This is a genomic window from Bradyrhizobium betae (genome assembly GCF_050632175.1).
Classification (GTDB): domain Bacteria; phylum Pseudomonadota; class Alphaproteobacteria; order Rhizobiales; family Xanthobacteraceae; genus Bradyrhizobium; species Bradyrhizobium betae_B.
In genome coordinates, this window is the sequence record NZ_CP192576.1 from 3,233,633 (window position 1) to 3,254,902 (window position 21,270).

The following is a 21,270-nucleotide window of genomic DNA, read 5'->3' on the forward strand; positions in this document are numbered from 1 at the left end:
ACTTCGAATCGGAAACACGCACATGGCCCTCGTCCTCACCGAAGAACAATCGATGCTCCGCGACTCCGCGCGCGGGCTGATCAGCGACAAGGCGCCGGTGTCGCACCTGCGTGGCTTGCGCGACACCAAGGATCCCGTCGGCTTCTCGAAGGAACTCTGGCACGCCTTCGCCGAGATGGGCTTTGCCGGCCTGCTCGTGCCGGAGGAATTCGGCGGCAGCGGTCTCGGCTTCATGGAAGCCGGAATCGTCATGGAGGAAATCGGCCGCACCTTGATGCCGTCGCCGTTTCTCGCGACCAGCGTGGTCGCGGCCTCGGCGCTGAACCGCGGCGGCAATGCCGCGCAGAAGTCGGAATATCTGCCGAAGATCTCCAGCGGCTCTCTGCTCGCGACGCTCGCGATCGACGAGGGCGCAAAGCATCGCCCGCTCCAGACCAGCCTTCAGGCTGTGCGCGCTGGCAACGGCTTCAAGCTTTCCGGCGCCAAGGCGCTGGTCGTTGACGGCCATGTCGCCGATCTCGTCATCGTCGCCGCGCGCACCGCGGGCTCCGCCGGCGAGCGCGACGGTCTGACGCTGTTCCTGGTCGATCCCAGGGCCAAGGGTGTTTCGATCGAGCGCACCATCATGGTCGACGCGCACAATGCGGCGCGGATCGAGCTTGCCAATGTCGAGGTGACCGCCGACAGCATGCTCGGCGAGGTCGACCAGGGCGCTGCCCTGCTCGACGGCGTGCTCGATATCGGCCGCGGCGCAGTCGCCGCCGAAATGGTTGGCCTGAGTGAGGAGGTGTTCAACCGCACCGTCGAGTACCTCAAGAACAGAAAACAGTTCGGCAAGCTGATCGGCGAATTCCAGGCGCTGCAGCACCGCGCCGCCGAGCTCTATGTCGACATCGAGATCACCCGTGCCGCCACCATGAAGGCGCTGCAGGCGCTGGATGTCGATGTCGCCAAGGCCGCCTCAGCCGTCGCGGTCGCCAAGGCCCGCGCCGGCACCACCGCCACCCGCGCGGTGCAGGAAGGCGTGCAGATGCATGGCGGCATGGGCATGACCGACCAGTTCGACATCGGCTTCTTCATGAAGCGCGCGAGGGTGTGCGAGGAATTGTTCGGCGATGCGAACTACCACACCGAGCAGCTGGCGCGGGCGCGGGGGTATTGAGGCGCTACTCGTGCGCCGAGGCACCCTGCGCTCCCTCCCCTTGCGGGGGAGGGCGGGGGAGAGGGGTAGCCCAGGAAAAGGTCTGTCCGTCGCGCGAGGGACGCGCGCCTCAGGTTGAGTGCGAACGATAGAGTGTGCCGTGTGGCACCCCTCTCCCTAACCCTCCCCCGCAAGGGGGAGGGAACGCAGCGAGAGCGTTGTCAGCACCGCCGGCACAACGATGGCAGCTAAACCGCCTACCTCATCGGCGGCGCGTATTGCACGCCACCCGCGTTCCACAGCTGGTTCATCCCGCGCGGGATCTTCAGCTTGGACTTCTCGCCGATGTTGCGCTCGTACATCTCGCCGTAGTTTCCGACATGGCGGATGATGCGGACGACCCAGTCCTTGGTGAGGCCGAGCTGCTCGCCGTAATTGCCCTCGGTGCCGACCAGTCGCATCACCTCCGGCTTCTTCGATTTCAGGGCCTCGTCGATGTTCTCCGAGGTGACGCCGAGCTCCTCGGCGTTGATCATCGCGTAGAGCGTCCACTTCACGATCATCATCCAGTCGTCGTCGCGCTGGCGCACGACCGGGGCCAGCGGCTCCTTGGAGATCATGTCCGGCAGGATCATCTGGTCGCCGGGCTTGCTCAGGTTCAGCCGCAGCGCATAGAGCTGGGAGACGTCGGCGGAGAGCGTGTCGCACTTGCCGGTGTCGTAGGCTTTCACCACGTCGTCCAGCTTGTCGAACTTCATCTCGTCGTACTTCATGTTGTTGGCTTTGAAGTAGTCGGCGACGTTGAGCGCCGTCGTGGTCCCGGCCTGCACGCAGACCTTGCTGCCGTTCAGGTCCAGCGAGGTCTCCTTGTTGCGTGCGCGCGGCAGCATGAAGCCTGCACCGTCATAGTAGGCGACGGCGGGAAAATAGAGGTCGTAGTCGAGCTCCCGCGCCATGCTCCAGGTCGAGTTGCGCGAAAGGATGTCCACCTTCCGGCTCTGCAATTCCTTGAAGCGTTCGCCGGCGTCGAGCGGGACGAACTTCGCCTTGCCGGGATCGTTGAAGATCGCGGAGGCCACGGCGCGGCAGAAATCGACGTCGAAGCCCGTCCAGTTGCCCTTGTCGTCGGGGATCGAGAAGCCCGGCAGGCCCTTGTTGACGCCGCACAGCACTTCGCCGCGGCGGACGGTGCGCTTCAGGGTGCGGGTGTCGTAGAATTCATAGATGATGGCCAGAACGGCAACCAGCACGGCGACAGCGAGCCCGATCAGCAGGCCGCCTCGAAAAGTGCGCATCATTTTGCTCTCTCGAAAAATCGGGAAAAGGAATTGGGAAGAAGGCGACGAGCATGATCCGAAAGGATCATGCTCGGATCAAAAGCCTCAGAGCTCGGGCTTCTGCCGGATCACCACCTTGGTGCCGACAGGGACGCGATCGTAGAGATCGGCGACGTCCCGGTTGACCAGGCGGAAGCAGCCCGAGGACACCTTGGTGCCAATCGTGTCGGGCCGATTGGTGCCGTGGATGCGGTAGACCGTGGTGCCCAGATACATGGCGCGGGCGCCGAGCGGATTGCCGGGGCCGCCGGCCATGAAGCGCGGCAGATAGGGCTGGCGCTGGATCATCTCCGGCGGCGGCGTCCAGTCCGGCCATTCCTTCTTGTTGGTGATGTTCACCAGCCCCTGCCATTGAAAGCCATCGCGGCCGACGCCGATGCCGTAGCGGATCGCGCGGCCGCCGGGCTGGACCAGATACAGATGCCGCTCGGCGGTCGAGATGATGAGCGTGCCGGGCGCTTCGGTGGTGCGGAAGTAGACGACCTGCTTCTGCCATTCCGGATCGAGCTCGTAGGCGTCGTCAGCGACCAGGCCGGGCTCGTCGCCACGGTCGGGCTGCTGGGCGTAAGCATGGGGCGCGGCGAGGATCAGGCCGATCGCAGTCACAAACGCCCCGGTCAGGCGACGAAAATCCGTCATTTCAAGCTCTCCCCGCGGCCAAGGCCAAAATCATCTGGAACCATCAAACCTCAGGGCCATCTTCATGGCAAGTTGATGGCACTGTTAGCCGATATGTCACGAGAATGCTTTGGTTTTTTGACGGGGCCGGGCAATGCCACAAACAGGGGATGGCGCGAAAAGCCGAGATTGCTGCCGGGTTGGTGGTGCGCTCCCTCCCCCGCGCGCGGGGAGGGCTGGGGAGAGGGTGTCTCCGCAATGGGATACCCCCGATGAGGAGAGAACCCTCACCCGGCGCTTCGCGCCGACCTCTCCCGCAAGCGGGAGAGGTTCAGACCGAACCCGGGGTGATATCAACTTCGACAATTGGTATCGGACGCCGGCTAAATCTTATTGCTCTCCGCCGCAATCCCTAGCCGCCGCACGATCTCCGTCCCGACCGCGCGCGCCTCGATCCTCGACCCGATTCGGGGGCTGCGAAACCGCCGCCCCGAGCGCGTGCGGATCGTGACGATGCAGTGCTCGTCCTCGGACCGGCCGCGGCGGTCGACTGAGATCGTCTTCACCTGGTTCCCCTCGATATGGTCGGCGCGCGGCGTGCCGTCGCCCCACAGGCGTTCGACGCGGATATCGCCCTCGCGGATGATCCAGAACGCGCCGGTAACGAGGTTGGCGTATCGGTGCACGGCGAACGTGGCGAGCGCGCCGATCGGCAGCAGCAGGATATCGACATCGGTGGGCGATAAACCACGCCAGAGCTTGTAGGCGTAGGGCACGGCGGACAACGCAACGGCGATCAGCGACACGATCCTGATGTCGCGTGCGGAAAACGCCTCGAGCGGCTCGCCGAGATGCATCTCGGCATTGCTGGCATCGAGCGGATTGACCGGCTCCTCGACATTGGGGACGTCGAACTGCGCGGCGATCCGGGCCACGGTGTCACGAACATGGGTGACGTCGGAGATCGGCGGCGACGTCAGGCGCTCCCCCGAGACGAGCGTGAACACGAGCTGAAAGCGGGCCTTCACCCGCCTGCTGCCAGGAACCTGCAACCCGCTGATGTCGTCCTTCGCGACGATCCGCGTGCGGAGCTTCCCGAACGGACTTTGTTGCCCGATCAGGATCTCGTTTGGTGTGATGATCCACACCACCGCCGGCGCCATCATGATGCCGACGACGAACCCCGCTCCCACCAGCAGCGCGACCACGGAGATGACGATTTCCAGGGTGTCGTGCGTGAACAGGCCCGGCGTGAAGCACAGCGCGACGGCGGCCGCAAAGCCGGACATGACCAGCCGCTGCGCGATCGAGGCGCCTTCACGAAGGCGGATGTCGGTGCTGGTGGTCGTGTCGTCCATTGCGGGCGGCTGATTTCGAGGCCGCGAAACTCCACGGACGGGTCCGCGAAGTCAAGCAACAACGGCGGCATCACGACCTCGTCGCTCTCGTCGCTGCGCCCTCGTCGTCGTGCCGGAAACGATCCGGCCGGCGGCAGTGCCGATCATTTCGGCGCAAGCCAAAGCCTGAGACCGAATGAAATCACGGTGACGGCGCCCACGCCCCCGAGCCAGAGAACGGCGAACCATATCAGCCGTCGCCCCAGCGGCCTTGCCTCTGCCTTGCGCGGCATCAGTGATAGCCGCTCCCGGCCCGAACCTTGCCGCGGAACACCCAATAGGCCCAGCCGGTGTAGCCGAGAATGAGCGGCACCAACCCGGCCACGCCGACGAGCATGAAGATCTGGCTGTTCTGCGGAGCGGCGGCCTGCCAGATCGTGATGCTCTGCGGCACGATGAAGGGATACATGCTGATACCCAGCCCGGCATAGGACAGCGCGAACAAGGCCAGTGCGAGAAAGAACGGCCGGGAGTCCTGCTTTTGCCCAAGGCTGCGCATCAGGAGTGCGGTGACGGCGGCGACCGCGATCGGCACCGGCGCGGCCAGGGCGACGTTCGGCCAGGCGAACCAGCGCTGCGCGTATTGAATGCTGAGAAACGGCGTGGCGATGCTGACCAGTGCGATCGCCGCAAGCATCGCGAACAGCAGACCCCAGCTCAGCCGGTAGGCCTTCTCGCGCAGCGCGCCCTCGGTCTTCAGAATGAGCCAGGTGGCGCCCAGCAAGGAATAGCCGACCACCAGGGCAACTCCCGTCAGCAGGCTGAACGGCGTCAGCCAGTCCCACCAGCCGCCGGCATAATGCCGCCCCTCGACCTGCACGCCCTGCAGGATGGCGCCGAGCGCGACGCCCTGCGCCAGCGCCGCCAGCAACGATCCCAGGGCAAAGGCAACGTCCCAGCGGTTGCGTGCCGCGGTGGTGCGCCAGCGGAATTCGAAGGCGACACCGCGGAACACCAGCCCGATCAGCATCGCGATCATAGGTGTATAGAGCGCCGGCATCAGCACCGCATAGGCGAGCGGAAAGGCCGCCATCAGGCCGCCGCCGCCCAGCACCAGCCATGTCTCGTTGCCATCCCAGACCGGCGCCACGCTGTTCATCATGACGTCCCGGTCGGCCTTGGCGGGAAACAGGGGAAACAGCATGCCGAGGCCGAGATCGAATCCGTCCATCACGACATAGACGAATACCGCGAAGGCGATGATGAAGGCCCAGACGGTGGCAAGGTCGACGGCGGCGATCATGACAGCGCCCCCTGTCCCGCCGCGCCCGAGGCCGGTGTGATGCCGGCGGCGCGCGCCGGCATGTCGCCGCGTGGCCCCTGCTCGCCGTGATGGGGCGAGGCCGCCATCAGGCGCAGAATGTAGATGGCGCCCGCCGCGAACACGATGAAATAGACGACGACGAAGGCCAGCAGTGACGAGCCCACCGCGGGCGCGGCCAGTGGCGAGACGGCGTCCGCGGTTCGCAACAGGCCGTAGACCGTGAAAGGCTGCCGGCCGGTCTCTGTCGTGATCCAGCCCGCAAGCACGGCGATGAAACCCGCCGGCCCCATCGTCAGCGCGAAGATGTGCAGCGGCCGGGAATCGAACAGGGTGCCGCGCCAGCGCGTCCACAGGCTGAACAGTCCGAGCCCGAAGATCAGGAAGCCCAGCGCGATCATGATGCGGAACGACCAGAAGGTGATCGGGACCGGCGGCCAGTTTTCGCGCGGCACGGTGTCGAGGCCCGCGAGCGGCGCATCGAGCGAATGCTTCAGGATCAGAGAGGACAGTTTCGGAATCTGGATCGCGTAGTCGACCCGGCCGGTGGCCTGATCGGGCAGGCCAAACAGAATCAGCGGCGCACCGTCCTTGTGGCTCTGGTAGTGCCCCTCCATCGCCATGACCTTCACCGGTTGATGCTCGAGCGTGTTGAGCCCGTGCTGGTCGCCGGCCAGGATCTGGATCGGCGCGACCAGCGCCGCCATCCACATCGCCATCGAGAACATCACCCGGGGACCGGACAGATGCGGGTCGCGCAGCAGGTGATAGGCGCCCACCGCGCCGACCACGAGCGATGTCGTCAGATAAGCGGCGAGCACCATATGCACGAGCCGGTAGGGGAAGGATGGATTGAAGATCACCTTGAACCAGTCGGCGACCACGAACTGGCCATCGGGATTGATTGCGTAGCCGGCCGGGGTCTGCATCCACGAATTGGCGGAGAGGATCCAGAACGCCGAAATCAACGTGCCGATCGCAACCATCAGCGTTGCGAAAAAGTGCAGCCGCGGGCCGACGCGTTCGAGACCAAACAGCATGACGCCGAGAAAGCCCGCCTCGAGGAAGAACGCGGTCAGCACCTCGTAGGCCATTAGCGGACCGATGACCGGTCCGGTCTTGTCGGCGAACACCGACCAGTTGGTCCCGAACTGGTAGGACATCACGATGCCCGAGACCACGCCCATGCCGAACGCGATCGCGAAGATCTTCAGCCAATAGTGAAACAGGTTGAGGAAGACCTCGCGGCCGGTCCACAGCCACATGGCTTCCAGCACCGCAAGATAGCTCGCAAGCCCGATCGAGAATGCCGGAAACACGATGTGGAACGACATCGTGAAGGCAAATTGCGCTCGTGCGAGCACGATGGGGTCAAGGTTCGATAGCATTGGCGCTCCCGTCACAACGCGACACGTTGTGGGCTGCGGGGGCGCCGATCTGGCTGCTCAGCTATGCCATCGCGCCCGGCCTGGGCATGATGACCCACGCCGGGCTGTTGTCCTATAGGACTCTTTGTCTAACCGCACGACGTCAGCTGTTCGCATTCAGCAGCCGCGCCACCGTGCGGTCGATCTCGTCGTAGCGGCCTTCGCCCGCGTGCTGGAATACGATCTTGCCGTTCTGGTCGATGATGTATTGCGCCGGCCAATACTGGTTGCTGTAGGCGTTCCAGGTCCTGGAATCATTGTCCTGCGCGACGGGATAAGTGATGCCGTGGCGTTTCAGCGCGGCCTGCACGTTGGAGGCCGAGCGCTCGAACGGGAATTCCGGCGTGTGCACGCCGATCACGACGAGGCCCTTGTCCTTGTACTTGGCATAGAGGTCGGTGACGTGCGGCAGCGTGTTGACGCAGTTGACGCAGCCGTAGGTCCAGAAGTCGACCAGCACGACCTTGCCGCGCAGGTCGGCGATCCTGAGCGGTTTCGAGTTGAACCAGTTGTTGATGCCGGTGAAATCGGGCGCGGTCCCCTGGCTGGCGGCCGCGACGGTGATCGCCTTTGCGGGCGTGGCCTCGTCACAGATGCCGGGGATGGTGGCGCCGGTCAGGGCGAAGCCGATCAGCGAGGCAGACACGGCGAGCAGTTTGAGAGACATGGAAGTTTCCTCCGGTTGAGATGCGAAGCGATCACAGGCCGATCTGGCCGGTGGGATAGAACCCGGTGAGCCACGCCACGATCAGCGTGTCGTATTGGAAATAGGCGGCGACCGCGAAGCCGATCACGACGACGCCAAAGCCCTGCTGCAGCCGCGGCGAGATTCGCGCGAGGCTGCGCACGCGCGTGGTCGCGGCCTGTCCGCCATAGGCGATCGCCAGCATCGGGATGGCGGCGCCGATGGCGTAGGCGACCAGCAACGTGCCGGCCCAGCTCGCTTTCTCAGTCGTCGCAACCAGCGTCAGGATCGAGCCGAGCACGGGACCGGCGCACGGCGTCCAGACCAGGCCGAGCGTGGTGCCGAGCACCAGCCCGCCGAGTGCGCCCTCGCGCTGCGTGGCGCCGGCATTGCCGAGATCGAGCCAGCCATTGAGCCGGATCGACAGCCACTCGAACGGCGCCGGCCACAGCATCAGCAGGCCGAAGCCGAGCAGCAGGATCGACGCCGCCTCGCGCAGCACGTTCGGATCGAAATCGAATGCGCGCGTGATGGCACCGAGCAGCAGCGCGGTCGCGGAGAACGAGACGACGAAGCCGAGCGCGATCATCGCCGGCCGCAGATGCCCGGCGCGCCCGATCGAAGCGCCGAGCAGGATCGGCAGCATCGGCAGCGTGCAGGGCGCGGCGATGGTGAGAATGCCGGCGAGCAGAGCGAAGAGAAGTTCAAGCATGGGACACTCGTGATGCGGGTCACGAGGATGGTTCGGGATCGATGGGGCAGTCGTTACGCCGCGTCACGCCTTCGTGACGGGAGCCGCGGCGGCCACGGCAAACCCAAATACAAAACGACCCGGACGGGGGCATCGTCCGGGTCGCTGGAGGTCTTGGGAGGTTTAACGAAAACCGTATGTGAGCTTTATAGGAGGGAAGTTTTTCCGCCTGATGTTGTGCTTTGTTTCAATTGTTTCGTCGGCGGTAACACTTCCGTGTCCCGGGACAGGGCCGCGTGAGCGGGCCTATCCTGTTGAAATCATTGGACTTAGGCGGCGAAGCGATCGACGCCGGCACCCTTAAGCAAATCGGCCAGCTGCTTGCGGGCATAGAACATCCGGGTCTTCACCGTGCTCTGGGGGATGCCGATGATCTGCCCGACCTCCTCCACCGACTTCTCATGGTAGTAGACCAGCGTGATGATCTCGCGATGCGCGGGCGACAGTTTCTGAACACAGGCGCGCAGGATGGCGCTGGTGTCGCTGCGGTCGAGTGAGGTCTCCGGCGTATCGGCTCCGTCCGGAATCTCGCGCACGTCTTCCTGGTCGATGTCCTCGAAGCGACGCTGACGCATCGCGGTCAGCGCCTTGAAACGGGCGATCGAGAGCAGCCACGTCGAGACCTGCGAGCGACCCTGGAACTGGCCGGCGGTCCGCCAAACGTCGAGAAACACCTGGCTCACGAGGTCTTCGGCGGTGGTGGCATCACGCACGATGCGCAGGATGAAGCGATAAACGCGCACGTTGTGACGGCAATAAAGGATGTGCATCGATGTCCGATTGCCGCCGGCAATGCTCTCGAGAAGCATGTCGTCCGAAGTCGCCTGAGCGGCAACGATGCTCTGACTGGCCTGGGCGTTGATGGCGATGACGTTCGGCATAGATCTGGCTCCCCGTAGCGCCGCAACCGAGCGGCGTTTCCTTGGGCCGAAGTGTTAATGAGCCAACGTTTCGGGACGTCTGCACGAAAAGGGGAAAATGGTTTCGTGCGCCGCAAAATTGTTTCGTCGGAGAGGGGGCGACGAAACATTCGGGGGGAAAAGTCGTGGAATTTCAATGTGTGGACAATACGGGGGTGGGGGTCTGGCGGCGCCCGAAGCAGCGGGGAACGTATTCGAGGGGATTGCGTTCCGGCGTGCGGTAATTATCGCCGTCGTCCCGGGGCGCGCGTAGCGCGGGTGGGTGTGGCCCGCTGCCTACGCCTTCTCGCCCGCCGGCGAGAACAGGTAGCCGCCGCCGCGAATGGTACGGATCACGGCGGGCTTGGTCGGATCGGGCTCGATCTTGCGGCGGATGCGCATGATGCGCAGGTCCACGGCGCGGTCGAAGGCTTCGGCATCGCGCGCATTGGCCAGCTCGAGCAGGCGCTCGCGCGACAGCACGCGCTTCGGATTGGCCGCGAACACTTTCAACAGCCCGAACTCGGAGGCGGTCAGCGGATGCTCGTTGCCCTCGTCGTCGCGCAAGGCCTGGGCTTCGAGATCGAGCCATTTGGTGCCGAAGCGCACCAGCTGATCCTTGTCGGATTTGGCGGGCGCGGCCTCGGCCGCCTTTGCCGGCGTGCTCCGCCGCAGCACCGAGCGGATACGCGCCATCAGCTCGCGCAGCTCGCAGGGCTTGGCGACGTAGTCGTCGGCGCCAAGCTCGAGGCCGACCACGCGGTCGATCGGGCTCGCGGTCGCCGTGAGCATGATGACAGGCACGTTGATGCGGCTCTTGAGGTCGCGGATGATCGAAAGGCCGTCTTCCTCGGGCATGTTGAGGTCGAGCACGACGAGATCGGGCATGCTGCCGTCGATCGCGGCGCGCAAGGACTTGCCGCCGTCGCACAGCGTCACGGTGAAGCCGTGCATCTTGAGGTAATCGCCGACCATCTCCCGGGCCGGGGCCTCGTCGTCGACGATCATGATGTGCTGGCTTTGGGTCATGGTCTCTGGATCACGGCATTTCGGTCGCGGGCAGGGTGATGGTGAAGGTCGCGCCCTTGCCGGGGCCCTCGCTCTCGGCCGTCACCTCGCCGCCATGCATGTCGATAATACGCTTGACGATGGACAACCCAAGCCCCGTCGAGCTCTCGCCGGCGGTCGGTTTGGCCGACAGCCGCTGGAACCGGCCGAACAGGCGGCCGAGATCCTCCGGCGACAGGCCGGCACCCTCGTCGTTGACGCGGACGATGGTCTCGCTGCCCTCATGGGTGACCGCGACGGTGATCTTGCCGCCGATCGGTGAGTATTTGATGGCGTTGCTGATGAGGTTGTCGATCGCCTCGCGGATGCGGTCGGTGTCGCACATGGTGACGATGTTCGGCGGTGCGGTGACGTTGATCGCCTGCTGCTTGTTGACCGCCAGCGGCTGGTTGGCCTCCGCGACCTCCTTGACCAGGGCCGCGACGTCGACCGGCTCGCGGCGGATGGTGATGTCGAAGGCGTCGGCCATCGCGTCCGAGATCAAATGGTCGACCATCGTGGTCAGGCGCTTGGTGGCGTCTCGGATGTGGTCGACCTGGGCGACCACGCCGCTCGCCGAGGCGCCGGTCGAGATCAGCTCCTTCAGCATCTCGGTGCGGCCGAGAATGACGCCGAGCGGATTCTTCAGGTCATGCGCGACGGTGCCGAGGATCTCGTTCTTGAAGCCGTTGGCGCGCTGCAGCCGCAGCCATTGCGCCGAGAGCCGGCGGTTGGCCTGCATCAGGGCGCGGGTGCGCTGGGCGACGCGGTCTTCCAGCTGGGTGTTGGCGTCCTGGAGCTGCTGGTAGAGGATGACATTGTCGAACGCGATCGAGAGCCTTGAGGAGAAGATCTCGACCAGCGAGCGGTCGGTCTCCGACAGCTCGCGCTCGGCCTGGAGCAGCACCACGACCTCGCGGCCTGATCCGGTGCGCAGATAGATCACGCTGCGGTGGTCGGCGAATTCGTTCTTGCGGCGCGAGAAAGCGGCTTCGACCATGTCGCGCAGATCGGGATCAAGCGCGCGCGATGACGTCGTGCCGATGAAGCGGCTGTAGCAGCCGCTGCCGGCGAGCACCGAGAGCTCGGGATCGATGCCGCCATTGTCGCGCAAAACCAGTATGCCGGCGCAATCGACGTTGAGCAGCGAGGCGAGCTGGGTCAGCACGCCCTCGGCGAGCCGCTGCATCGACTTGAAGTCGTACAGCGTCGAGGCGGCGTCGATGATGATCTCGAGCCCGCGCCGCGTCTGCAACATGCGCTCGAGCTGCTGATAGGAGCGCAGCGCCGCGGTCAGCGAGGTGAACAGCTTGTCGGCGGTGAGCTCGGTCTTGGCCTTGTAGTCGTTGATATCGTACTGCACGATCACGCGCCGCTCGGGCGCCTGGCCCGGCTGTCCGGTGCGCAGGATGATGCGCACGGTCTCGTTCTGAAGCTCGTTGCGGATGAATTCGACCAGCTCCAGCCCGGCGACGTCGGTCTCCATGATGACGTCGAGCAGCACGGCGGCGATATCGGGATGCGCGGCCATCAGCTTGCGGCCTTCGGCCGCGGAATGCGCCGAGAGGATCTCGAGGCCCTGGCCGTTGAGGGAATAGTCCGAGAGCGCAAAACGGGTGCCGTCATGCACGGCCGGATCGTCGTCGATGACGGCGATCTTCCATTTCCGGACGTTCTGGTCCTCCGGCGCGGTACCGGTGTCGTCGATCAGGTGGAGGACATCGTCCTGTTCGGCCATTGAGCAGTCCCGTCAGTCTCTGTGCTTTGCGCGCCGCCCTTGGCGACCCGGGGCATGATAATGCGAAAAGTAGTGCCTTGTCCCAGCTTGGATTCCAGCATCATGCGCCCGCCGAGCTGCTGGGTGACGAGGTTATAGACGATATGGAGCCCGAGTCCCGTGCCACCTTCGTTGCGCCGCGTGGTAAAGAAGGGGTCAAAGGCCTGGCGCTGCACGTCGGGGGTCATGCCGGCCCCGTCGTCGGCGAAGATGATCTCGATGTCGTCGCTCCCGCGCGGCCGCGCCGAGATGGTGATGGTGCCGGCGCGCCCGTCGGCGAAGGCGTGGTTGGCGGCGTTGAGGAACAAATTGGTCAGGATCTGGCCGTAGGCGCCGGGATAGCCGTCGAGCAGCAGCCCCTCGGGCACGTCGACCTGGAGCGTGATCGGCGAGCGCTTCAGCACCGGCTTCAGGCTGGCGATGATCTGGTCGGTGGCTTCGCTGAGTGAGAACTGCCGCCGCTCGGCATGCGATCGATCGACCGCGACCTGCTTGAACGACTGGATCAGCTCGCCGGCGCGGGTGAGGTTGGCGACGAGCTGCTGCGAGGCATCGCGCGAGGACTGCACGAATTCTTCCAGTTGCGAGCGGCGCAAGGCCCCGTCGCCCTTCAGCTGCGCCTCGAAGATCTCGCTGCGCCGGGCAAGGCTGGAGGCCACCGTGAGGCTGATGCCGATCGGGTTGTTGACCTCGTGGGCGACGCCGGCGACGAGGCCGCCGAGCGCTGCGAGACGTTCGGCGTCGATCAAATTCTGCTGCGCGGTATTGAGCTCGAGCAGCGCGCTCTCTGCCTTCTCCTTGGAGGCGCGCAACTCGTCCTCGGTCTGGCGCTTGGCGATCGCGTTCTCGCGGAACACCTCCACCGCGCGCGCCATGGCGCCGACCTCGTCGCGGGCCTTGGTGCCCTGCACCTGGCGGTCGAGGTCGCCCAGCGCGATCGCGCGCATCGCCGTCATGATCTGCTGCAGCGGCAGCCGGATCGACAGCGCGATCAGCACGCCGGCGGTGAGGATGATGCCGAGGAAGATCACCGCGATCGAGAGCACCCGCCGCGAAATATCCGCCAGCGTGCGGTCGAAGGTCTCCTGCGCCTTCTGCTCGCGCCGGCGCATCTTGATCGAGAGGTCGTCGATGGCGCCGATCGCCTCGGCCTGGCTGGCGTCGATGGTGTTGCGCAGGAGCTCGGTGCGGTTCGTCAGTTGCTCGGAGAGTTTGGCGAAGCCTTCGCGCAAAGCCATGGTACGGGCCCCGAGCTTTTGCAGCGCCATGCGCTGCAGATCGTTGTCGGCGAGGTCGATCATGACCGGGATCGTCTTCTCGATCGTCTCGGTGTTGCGGCGGGCGTCGTCGGCGGCGCCCGGCGACAGCGACAGATAATAGGAATTGGCCGCGACCAGCATCGCGGTGAAGGCCTCGCGGGACTTGCCGAGCGAGGGCCAGATCAGCGCGTCGCGATGGCCGGTGGCGCCTTCGATGATGGAATAGAGCCCGGCCATGTCCCTGGCCGGGCCCTGCACCTGGTCCTCATAGGTCTTGGCGATGGTCGCCTGCACGGCGCGCAGCTCGCCAAAACCGTTGAGGAAGCGGTCGGTGGTGCGCTCCAGCTCCTCGACCGAGCCTGAGAGCATCGGGTCCTTGGCGGCGCGGTTGGTCAGCGTACTCAGCACGGCCTCGCGCAGCAGGAGGATTTCGGCGAACAGGTCCGGGCTCGGCTGATTGATGTAGCGGTGGATCAGGTTCTGCAGCCGCCCGGTCTCGCTTTCGAGCAGCGCCAGGATCCGGTCGGACTCGCGCACCTGGCGCACGTCGTCCCAGGCCGAGCCCAGCACCTGCGAGCCGTTCCAGATCAGCCCCACCAGCACCACCACGACGGCGGAATTCAGCGCCGCGATCGACAGGATGCGCCAGCGGATCGGCACCGCGCGCAGCACGCCGACCAGACGCGCGCGCAGCCGCCCGACCGCGCCGGGCGGCCGGTCTGCGTGCTCGCTGTGTCCGGGGGCTGCCAAGCGGCCTCACTCCACCTTGCTGCCGGCAGAGCGGAGGTCACCCGCGACGGCACCCGTTTCGCCCATACCCATCGGGAATATGGCGATCAGCAGCGCGACGAAAACCACCCCGCTCCGCGTGAGTTCGGCACGGTTCAACACTGGCACACTCAACCCCTCAGTGGTGGAGTCCATGGCAGGACCAAAAGGTTCAACGCAATCTAGCAGAAGGTTAAGGGAAGGCTATCCTGCAGCGTCCCCGCGAGGCGTCGTCTGATCGAGCGACGCAACCGGGTTTCATTCCTGATTGAATCCGCAGAGGCGGCGCTCTATGCAGGTGCCGGGCAAAGGTCGCCTTTTGTTCGCGAGACAGGATCATCGGTCGTGATGTCAGCATGGCGCCTTTTGCAGGTCGTTGCCGCTTCCGCGGCCCTCGCGCTCACCTCGCAGGTTCATGCCGCAACCGACATCGCGTGGTGGCACGCCATGTCCGGCGAGCTCGGCCGGCAACTGGAAAAGCTCGCCTCCGACTTCAACGCCTCGCAATCCGATTACCGCATCGTGCCCACCTACAAGGGCAATTACACCGAGACCGTGACGGCCGCGATCTTCGCCTTCCGCTCGCGCAGCCGGCCGGCGATCGTCCAGGTCAACGAGGTCGCCACCGCCACCATGACCGCGGCCAAGGGCGCGATCTATCCGGTGTTCTCGTTGATGCGCGACATGAACGAGCCGTTCTCGTTGGCCGATTATCTCCCCACGGTCTCCGGCTACTACACCGATGCGGCCGGTAATCTCCTGTCGTTCCCGTTCAATTCGTCGACGCCGATCCTGTACTACAACAAGGCCATGTTCCGTGACGCGGGCCTCGATCCGGAGACGCCGCCGAAGACCTGGCCGGAGCTGGGGCTCGCCGCAAAACGCCTGCGCGATCGCGGCGCGGTGTGCGGCTTCACCACGTCCTGGCCGTCCTGGATCCACGTCGAGAATTTCTCCGCCTTCCACAATTTGCCGCTGGCGACCCGCGCCAATGGTTTTGCCGGGCTCGATGCGGAGCTGACCATCAACAATCCTGTCATCGTCAAGCACGTCGCCCAGCTCGCCGAATGGCAGAAGACGAAGCTGTTCGACTACAGCGGCCGCGGGCAGTCGGCCGAGCCGCGTTTCCAGAACGGCGAATGCGGCATCTTCATCGGCTCCTCGGCGACGCGCGCCGACATCAAGGCGAACTCGAAGTTCGAGACCGGCTACGGCATGATGCCGTATTGGCCGGACGTGAAGGACGCGCCGCAGAACTCGATCATCGGCGGCGCCACGCTGTGGGTGCTGCGCGACCGGCCGCGCGAGGAATACAAGGGCGTGGCACGGTTCTTCGCCTATCTGTCGCAGCCTGGCGTGCAGGCCGCCTGGCACCAGAACACCGGGTATCTGCCGGTGACCCGCGCCGCCTTCGAGCTCACGCGCGCGCAGGGCTTCTACGGGCGCAATCCGGGCACGGCGATCTCGTTCGAGGAGATCACGCTGCATCCGCCGACGGAGAATTCGAAAGGCATCCGGCTCGGCTCCTTCGTGCTGATCCGCGGCGCGATCGAGGACGAGCTGGAGCAGGCCTTTGCCGGCCACAAGAGCGCGCAAGCGGCGCTCGATGCCGCGGTCGAGCGCGGCAACAAGATCCTGCGCCAGTTCGAACGCGCAAGTCCGGACCGGTAGCGCATGTCGAGATTGGATTTCGCTATCGCCGCGAATGTGGTGCGCTCCCTCCCCCGCCTGCGGGGAGGGCTGGGGAGAGGGTGTCTCCGCAACGGGACAGTCCCCAAGAGGAGAAGGTCCTCACCCGGCGCGAGACGATGCTTCGCATCGCCCGGAGCGCGCCGACCTCTCCCGCAAGCGGGAGAGGTGCTCCGTCTTCCTGGCTCGCACTGGGTCAACCAACAGTGCGCGAATGACCGTCGCTCCCACGCTCACGCTTCCTCACCTCACCGACGCGGCGAGCTTTCGCGCCTTCCGCTCCGATCCACTGCTGTGGCTCCCCATCGCGCTCGACATCGCGCGCAGCCACGGTCTCGATATCAGCGCGCCGCATGTGTTCGCGACCGGCACCAATCTCGTCGTCGGGCTCAGCGACAAACTGATCCTGAAGATCTTCCCGCCCATGCTGCGCGCGCAATTCGTCTCCGAGCGCGGTTCGCTGACGCAGCTTGCCGGCCGCCTCCATCTGCCGATCCCGGAGATCGCCGCGGAAGGCGAACGGGACGGCTGGCCTTACCTCGTCATCACCCGCCTTGCCGGCACGCTCGGCTCCGAGGTCTGGCCGCAATTGCCCGAAGACCAGAAGGAGCGCCTGCTGCGCCAGATCGGCGAGACCATCGCCGCCGTGCAGCGCGCGCCGCTTGGGCCGCTCGCAAAGATCGAGCCACGCTGGGACGACTTCATGCGCACGCAGATGCAGGGATGCAGAGCGCGGCACGCACGCCTCGGCCTTGCGCCGAAATTCCTCGCCGGCCTCGACGATCTCCTGCAAGATGCGGCAAAGCTGATCCCGATGGACGCGCCGCCGGTGATTTTGGTCGGCGAATATATCCCCCAGAACTTCCTGCTCGCCTGCTATGACGACCAATGGTCGCTCAAAGGCCTGTTCGATTTCGGCGACGTGTTGGCGGGATGGCGCGACTACGATTTGCTTGGCCCCAGCGCCTTCATGGCGGCGGGCCGGCCGGGCCGGGTCCGCAACCTGCTCGAAGGTTTTGGCTATGCGCAGCCGGATGTCGCGCTCAAGCGCCGCCTGATGGCCTTGATGCTGCTGCACCGCGCCAGCGACCTCAACAGCCACATCTGCATCGAGGGCTGGCAGGACAAGGCGAACGATTTGGTCGGGCTGCAGGAGTTGATCTGGGCGGGTTGAAGTCCGCCTTGCTCAATTCGGCGGCGCCTACCGATTTAGCCTAATTTAACAGCAAAATTGCATCTTTGTATGCAATTAAGCGCATTGCCCAGAGAATAATCATTGGATCGAAATCCGCTATTTGCTCGCCAAATCAGTGGGTTGGATGCAAATTAATGCCTCGTTAAGCTCTGGCACGAACCTTGCGAATCCAGTTCCAACCAGAAACTTCTGAGTTGGAGCAATTGCCATGAAGCGCCGCGATTTCCTCAAGTCTGTTTCCGGATTGGCCGCAGGCGCGGCGCTTCCGGCCGTGCCCCAGGTCATCTCCACCGCCTATGCGGACGCGCGTTCGGAGACGCTGCTGATCGTCTCCGAAGGCGGTCCCAACAATCTCGACATCCACGGCGTCGGCACCAACGTGCCCGGCTATGAGGTCTCGTGGAATTGCTACGACCGCCTGATCAGCCACGAGATGAAGTCCGGCCCCGGCGGCGTGCCCTATTACGACCGCGACAAGTTCAAGGGCGAACTCGCCGAGGAGTTCAAGATCGACGACAAGTCGGTCACCTTCAAGCTGCGCAAGAACGCCAAATTCCACGACGGCACGCCCGTCACCGCCAAGGACGTGAAATGGTCGCTCGATCGCGCGGTGAGCGTCGGCGGCTTCCCGACCTTCCAGATGAGCGCGGGCTCGCTGACCAAGCCGGAGCAGTTCGTCGTCATCGACGACCACACCGTGCGTGTCGACTTCCTGAAGAAGGACAGGCTGACGATCCCCGATCTCGCGGTGATCGTGCCCTGCATCGTCAACTCCGAGCTGGTGAAGAAGAACGCCAGCGAGAAGGATCCCTGGGGGCTCGAATTCACCAAGCAGCAGACCGCCGGCTCCGGCGCCTACAAGGTGACGAAATGGACCGCCGGCACCGAAGTGATCATGGAGCGCAATGACGACTGGGTCTGCGGTCCGCTGCCGAAGATCAAGCGCGTGATCTGGCGCATGGTGCCGCAGGCCGGCAACCGCCGCGCGCTGCTGGAGCGCGGCGATGCCGACATCTCCTACGAGCTGCCGAACAAGGACTTTCAGGAGATGAAGGCGAACGGCAAGCTCAACGTCGTGTCGCTGCCGTTCTCCAACGGCATCCAGTATATCGGCATGAACGTCACCAAGCCGCCGTTCGATAATCCCAAGGTGCGTCAGGCGGTCGCCTACGCGCTGCCCTATCAGAAGATCATGGACGCGGTGATGTTCGGCCTCGCCAACCCGATGTTCGGCGCGGCAAAGGACAAGCCGACCGAAGTCGCCTGGCCGCAGCCGCACAAATACAACACCGACATCGAGAAGGCGAAGGCGCTGATGGCGGAAGCGGGCCTCGCGGGCGGGTTTGAGACCACGATCTCGTTCGACCTGAACTTTGCCGGTGTCAACGAGCCGCTCTGCGTGCTGGTGCAGGAGTCTCTCGCGCAGATCGGCATCAAGACCACCATCAACAAGGTGCCCGGCGCCAACTGGCGCACCGAGTTGAACAAGAAGGAGATGCCGCTCTTCACCAACGTGTTCTCGGGCTGGCTCGATTACCCCGAATACTTCTTCTACTGGTGCTATCACGGCAACAATTCCGTCTTCAACACCATGAGCTACAAGTCGCCGGAGATGGATAAGCTGATCGACGGGGCGCGCACGGCCGCCGCCACCGGCGACACCGCGACTTACGAAAAGGACGTGAAGGGTTTCGTCGATCTCGCCTTCAGCGACATCCCGCGCATCCCGCTGTACCAGCCCTTCGTCAACGTCGCGATGCAGAAGAACATCAGCGGCTACCAATACTGGTTCCACCGTCGCCTGGATTATCGCTCGCTGGCGAAGGGGTGAGGGGTGATGGGTGAGGTGAGCACGGTCTTCAGGCTCCCTCCCCCTTGTGGGGGAGGGTTGGGGAGAGGGGTAGCCACGAACTCCGACCTCTCCCGGGGCCACCCCTCTCCCTAGCCCTCCCCCACAAGGGGGAGGGGACGCAGCGGCGCGCGCGGCGCGAGTCAGCCCTCAATTGCCAAGCGGGAGTGCCGCCCCATGCTGACCATGATCGGCAAGCGCCTGATGTTTGCGATCCCGTCGCTGATCGGCGTCGTCATCGTCACCTTCCTGCTGACGCGCGCATTGCCCGGTGATCCCGCCGCGTACTTCGCAGGTCCCGCCGCGACCAAGGAAGCCGTCGAGCAGATCCGCAAGAAGCTCGGTCTCGACCGGCCGCTGGTCGAGCAGTTCTTCCGCTACACCAACGATCTCGCCCATGGCGATTTCGGCAACTCGCTCACCACCGGACAGCCGGTCGCAGCCGAAATCCGCAACCGGCTGCCGGCCTCCGCCGAGCTGACGCTGCTCGGTCTCGTCGTCTCGATCGTGATCGCGATTCCGCTCGGCGTGCTGGCGGCAACGCGGCCGGGATCATGGGTCGATCATCTCTGTCGGGTGACGACGACAGCCGGCGTGTCGCTGCCGGTGTTCTTCACCGGCCTGGTGCTGGTCTATGTCTTCTATTTCCGGCTCGGCTGGTCGCCCGCGCCGCTCGGCCGTCTCGATGTGTTTTACAGCGCGCCGCCGACGATCACCGGCTTCTATCTGATCGACACGCTGATCGCGCGCGATCTGGAAGCGTTCCGCTCGGCGCTGAGCCAGCTCATCCTGCCGGCGACGACGCTCGCGATCTTCTCGCTGGCGCCGATCGCGCGCATGACGCGCGCCTCGATGCTGGCTGTGCTCTCGTCCGAGTTCGTCCGCACGGCCCGCGCCAGCGGACTGTCGCCGGCGACCGTCATCATCACCTATGCGTTCCGCAACGCGATGCTGCCCGTCATCACCACGCTCAGCATGGTGTTCTCGTTCCTGCTGGGCGCCAACGTGCTGGTCGAAAAAGTGTTCGCCTGGCCCGGCATCGGCTCCTATGCGGTCGAGGCGCTGATCTCGTCGGACTTCGCGCCGGTGCAAGGCTTCGTGCTGACCATGGCGGTCATGTACGTGCTGCTCAATCTCGTGATCGACATTTTGTACGGCGTGATCGATCCGCGCGTCAGGCTGGAGGGCTAGCGCATGATCCGGAAAAGTGGAGGCCGGTTTTCCGATCAGATCATGCGCAAAAGGAGAAGCACATGAGCTCCGTTGCACCTGCTGTTGAGCCCGTCGGTCCCGCGCGAACCTCGGGCTTCACCGCGATCCTCGAACAGACCCGCTATGTGCTCGGCGAGAACAAGGTCACGGCCTTTTCTTTCGCCCTGCTCATCGTCATTCTTCTTGCCGCGGTCTTCGGTCCCTATGTGGTGCCGTACGATCCGCTGGCGTCCGACACCGCGGCGGCGCTGAAGCCGCCGTCGGCCGCGCACTGGTTCGGCACGGATCAGCTCGGCCGCGACATCTTCAGCCGTGTCGTCGTCGCGACCCGGCTCGATACGTTCATCGCGGTCGCCTCCGTGGTGCTGGTGTTCCTGATGGGCGGGCTCGCCGGCATCGCGGCGGGCTATTTCGGCGGCTGGACCGATCGGATCGTCGGCCGCATCGCCGACACCATCATGGCGTTTCCGCTGTTCGTGCTGGCGATGGGCATTGTCGCGGCCCTCGGTAACACCGTGCAGAACATCATCCTGGCCACGGCCATCGTGAACTTCCCGCTCTACGCCCGTGTTGCGCGCGCCGAGGCCAATGTCCGCCGCAACGCCGGCTTCGTGCAGGCCGCGCGCCTGTCGGGCAACGGCGAATTCCGCATCCTGCTGGTGCACATCCTGCCGAACATCATGCCGATCATGATCGTGCAGATGTCGCTGACCATGGGTTACGCCATCCTCAATGCCGCCGGCCTGTCCTTCATCGGCCTTGGCGTCCGCCCGCCGACCGCGGAGTGGGGCATCATGGTCGCCGAAGGCGCGGGCTTCATGGTCTCAGGGGAATGGTGGATCGCGCTGTTCCCCGGCCTCGCTCTGATGATCGCCGTGTTCTGCTTCAACCTTCTCGGCGATGGCCTGCGCGACATCGTCGATCCGCAGCGGAGGACGTGATGATTGAGGGCAGAGAT

The 21,270-nt window shown here is 64.9% G+C and carries 17 protein-coding genes; 6 read left to right on the top strand and 11 right to left on the bottom strand.

The window, feature by feature from the left end; translation table 11 throughout:
• Window positions 1-22: 22 nt before the first annotated feature.
• Window positions 23-1,162, top strand: a complete 1,140-nt coding sequence (locus ACQ86E_RS15510) for an acyl-CoA dehydrogenase family protein (protein WP_431206108.1) — start codon at window positions 23-25, stop codon at window positions 1,160-1,162.
• Window positions 1,163-1,398: 236 nt separating this feature from the next.
• Here the strand turns inward: ACQ86E_RS15510 and ACQ86E_RS15515 are convergent, their stop codons facing one another.
• The 11 genes from ACQ86E_RS15515 to ACQ86E_RS15565 all read right to left on the bottom strand — a co-directional run bounded on the left by ACQ86E_RS15515 (window position 1,399) and on the right by ACQ86E_RS15565 (window position 14,349).
• Entirely contained in the window at window positions 1,399-2,436 is a 1,038-nt protein-coding gene (locus ACQ86E_RS15515) for an amino acid ABC transporter substrate-binding protein (RefSeq protein WP_431206483.1), read from the bottom strand.
• Window positions 2,437-2,523: 87 nt separating this feature from the next.
• Window positions 2,524-3,117: a L,D-transpeptidase gene (locus ACQ86E_RS15520; RefSeq protein WP_431206109.1), complete on the bottom strand. Its 594-nt coding sequence runs from the start codon at window positions 3,115-3,117 to the stop codon at window positions 2,524-2,526.
• A 362-nt stretch (window positions 3,118-3,479) separates the two neighbouring features.
• Window positions 3,480-4,454: a hypothetical protein gene (locus tag ACQ86E_RS15525; RefSeq protein WP_431206110.1), complete on the bottom strand. Its 975-nt coding sequence runs from the start codon at window positions 4,452-4,454 to the stop codon at window positions 3,480-3,482.
• Window positions 4,455-4,725: 271 nt separating this feature from the next.
• On the bottom strand, window positions 4,726-5,736 hold the full coding sequence (gene cydB, locus ACQ86E_RS15530; RefSeq protein WP_431206111.1) for a cytochrome d ubiquinol oxidase subunit II: 1,011 nt from the start codon (window positions 5,734-5,736) through the stop codon (window positions 4,726-4,728).
• On the bottom strand, window positions 5,733-7,142 hold the full coding sequence (locus ACQ86E_RS15535; RefSeq protein ID WP_431206112.1) for a cytochrome ubiquinol oxidase subunit I: 1,410 nt from the start codon (window positions 7,140-7,142) through the stop codon (window positions 5,733-5,735). The genes cydB and ACQ86E_RS15535 overlap by 4 nt, the downstream gene beginning before the upstream one ends.
• A 142-nt stretch (window positions 7,143-7,284) precedes the next feature.
• Entirely contained in the window at window positions 7,285-7,848 is a 564-nt protein-coding gene (locus tag ACQ86E_RS15540) for a redoxin domain-containing protein (protein WP_431206113.1), read from the bottom strand.
• A gap of 31 nt (window positions 7,849-7,879) precedes the next feature.
• On the bottom strand, window positions 7,880-8,578 hold the full coding sequence (locus ACQ86E_RS15545; protein ID WP_431206114.1) for a cytochrome c biogenesis CcdA family protein: 699 nt from the start codon (window positions 8,576-8,578) through the stop codon (window positions 7,880-7,882).
• 308 nt (window positions 8,579-8,886) lie between these two features.
• On the bottom strand, window positions 8,887-9,498 hold the full coding sequence (locus ACQ86E_RS15550; RefSeq protein ID WP_431206115.1) for a sigma-70 family RNA polymerase sigma factor: 612 nt from the start codon (window positions 9,496-9,498) through the stop codon (window positions 8,887-8,889).
• Between the two features lie 315 nt (window positions 9,499-9,813).
• Window positions 9,814-10,545 carry a response regulator gene (locus ACQ86E_RS15555; protein ID WP_431206116.1) on the bottom strand — a complete coding sequence of 244 codons (732 nt, stop codon included), beginning with the start codon at window positions 10,543-10,545 and terminating at the stop codon, window positions 9,814-9,816.
• Between the two features lie 10 nt (window positions 10,546-10,555).
• On the bottom strand, window positions 10,556-12,301 hold the full coding sequence (locus tag ACQ86E_RS15560; RefSeq protein WP_431206117.1) for an ATP-binding response regulator: 1,746 nt from the start codon (window positions 12,299-12,301) through the stop codon (window positions 10,556-10,558).
• Window positions 12,271-14,349, bottom strand: a complete 2,079-nt coding sequence (locus ACQ86E_RS15565) for an ATP-binding protein (RefSeq protein ID WP_431206118.1) — start codon at window positions 14,347-14,349, stop codon at window positions 12,271-12,273. Before ACQ86E_RS15565 ends, ACQ86E_RS15560 begins: the two co-directional genes overlap by 31 nt.
• 366 nt (window positions 14,350-14,715) lie before the next feature.
• Here ACQ86E_RS15565 and ugpB point away from each other — a divergent pair, with 366 nt between their 5' ends.
• From ugpB to ACQ86E_RS15590, 5 genes are all read left to right on the top strand, one after another.
• The gene (ugpB, locus tag ACQ86E_RS15570; RefSeq protein ID WP_431206119.1) at window positions 14,716-16,038 is read left to right on the top strand and encodes a sn-glycerol-3-phosphate ABC transporter substrate-binding protein UgpB; all 1,323 of its coding nucleotides are present in this window, start codon (window positions 14,716-14,718) and stop codon (window positions 16,036-16,038) included.
• Between the two features lie 232 nt (window positions 16,039-16,270).
• Window positions 16,271-17,230, top strand: coding sequence for an aminoglycoside phosphotransferase family protein (locus tag ACQ86E_RS15575; protein ID WP_431206120.1), 960 nt, complete (start codon window positions 16,271-16,273; stop codon window positions 17,228-17,230).
• Between the two features lie 229 nt (window positions 17,231-17,459).
• The gene (locus ACQ86E_RS15580; protein WP_431206121.1) at window positions 17,460-19,082 is read left to right on the top strand and encodes an ABC transporter substrate-binding protein; all 1,623 of its coding nucleotides are present in this window, start codon (window positions 17,460-17,462) and stop codon (window positions 19,080-19,082) included.
• Between the two features lie 195 nt (window positions 19,083-19,277).
• A complete protein-coding gene (locus ACQ86E_RS15585; RefSeq protein WP_431206122.1) occupies window positions 19,278-20,291 on the top strand; it encodes an ABC transporter permease in 1,014 nt (337 codons plus the stop codon).
• 62 nt (window positions 20,292-20,353) lie between these two features.
• Window positions 20,354-21,253 carry an ABC transporter permease gene (locus ACQ86E_RS15590; protein WP_431206123.1) on the top strand — a complete coding sequence of 300 codons (900 nt, stop codon included), beginning with the start codon at window positions 20,354-20,356 and terminating at the stop codon, window positions 21,251-21,253.
• Window positions 21,254-21,270: the final 17 nt, after the last annotated feature.

What these genes read in the sequence shown, in the direction of transcription:
- ACQ86E_RS15540 (WP_431206113.1), bottom strand. Translation starts at nt 7,848, where the DNA reads ATGTCTCTCAAACTGCTCGCCGTGTCTGCCTCGCTGATCGGCTTCGCC.
- ACQ86E_RS15575 (WP_431206120.1), top strand. Translation starts at nt 16,271, where the DNA reads ATGACCGTCGCTCCCACGCTCACGCTTCCTCACCTCACCGACGCGGCG.
- ACQ86E_RS15535 (WP_431206112.1), bottom strand. Translation starts at nt 7,142, where the DNA reads ATGCTATCGAACCTTGACCCCATCGTGCTCGCACGAGCGCAATTTGCC.
- ugpB (WP_431206119.1), top strand. Translation starts at nt 14,716, where the DNA reads ATGTCAGCATGGCGCCTTTTGCAGGTCGTTGCCGCTTCCGCGGCCCTC.
- ACQ86E_RS15545 (WP_431206114.1), bottom strand. Translation starts at nt 8,578, where the DNA reads ATGCTTGAACTTCTCTTCGCTCTGCTCGCCGGCATTCTCACCATCGCC.
- cydB (WP_431206111.1), bottom strand. Translation starts at nt 5,736, where the DNA reads ATGATCGCCGCCGTCGACCTTGCCACCGTCTGGGCCTTCATCATCGCC.
- ACQ86E_RS15585 (WP_431206122.1), top strand. Translation starts at nt 19,278, where the DNA reads ATGCTGACCATGATCGGCAAGCGCCTGATGTTTGCGATCCCGTCGCTG.
- ACQ86E_RS15510 (WP_431206108.1), top strand. Translation starts at nt 23, where the DNA reads ATGGCCCTCGTCCTCACCGAAGAACAATCGATGCTCCGCGACTCCGCG.
- ACQ86E_RS15555 (WP_431206116.1), bottom strand. Translation starts at nt 10,545, where the DNA reads ATGACCCAAAGCCAGCACATCATGATCGTCGACGACGAGGCCCCGGCC.
- ACQ86E_RS15520 (WP_431206109.1), bottom strand. Translation starts at nt 3,117, where the DNA reads ATGACGGATTTTCGTCGCCTGACCGGGGCGTTTGTGACTGCGATCGGC.
- ACQ86E_RS15580 (WP_431206121.1), top strand. Translation starts at nt 17,460, where the DNA reads ATGAAGCGCCGCGATTTCCTCAAGTCTGTTTCCGGATTGGCCGCAGGC.
- ACQ86E_RS15525 (WP_431206110.1), bottom strand. Translation starts at nt 4,454, where the DNA reads ATGGACGACACGACCACCAGCACCGACATCCGCCTTCGTGAAGGCGCC.
- ACQ86E_RS15560 (WP_431206117.1), bottom strand. Translation starts at nt 12,301, where the DNA reads ATGGCCGAACAGGACGATGTCCTCCACCTGATCGACGACACCGGTACC.
- ACQ86E_RS15590 (WP_431206123.1), top strand. Translation starts at nt 20,354, where the DNA reads ATGAGCTCCGTTGCACCTGCTGTTGAGCCCGTCGGTCCCGCGCGAACC.
- ACQ86E_RS15550 (WP_431206115.1), bottom strand. Translation starts at nt 9,498, where the DNA reads ATGCCGAACGTCATCGCCATCAACGCCCAGGCCAGTCAGAGCATCGTT.
- ACQ86E_RS15515 (WP_431206483.1), bottom strand. Translation starts at nt 2,436, where the DNA reads ATGCGCACTTTTCGAGGCGGCCTGCTGATCGGGCTCGCTGTCGCCGTG.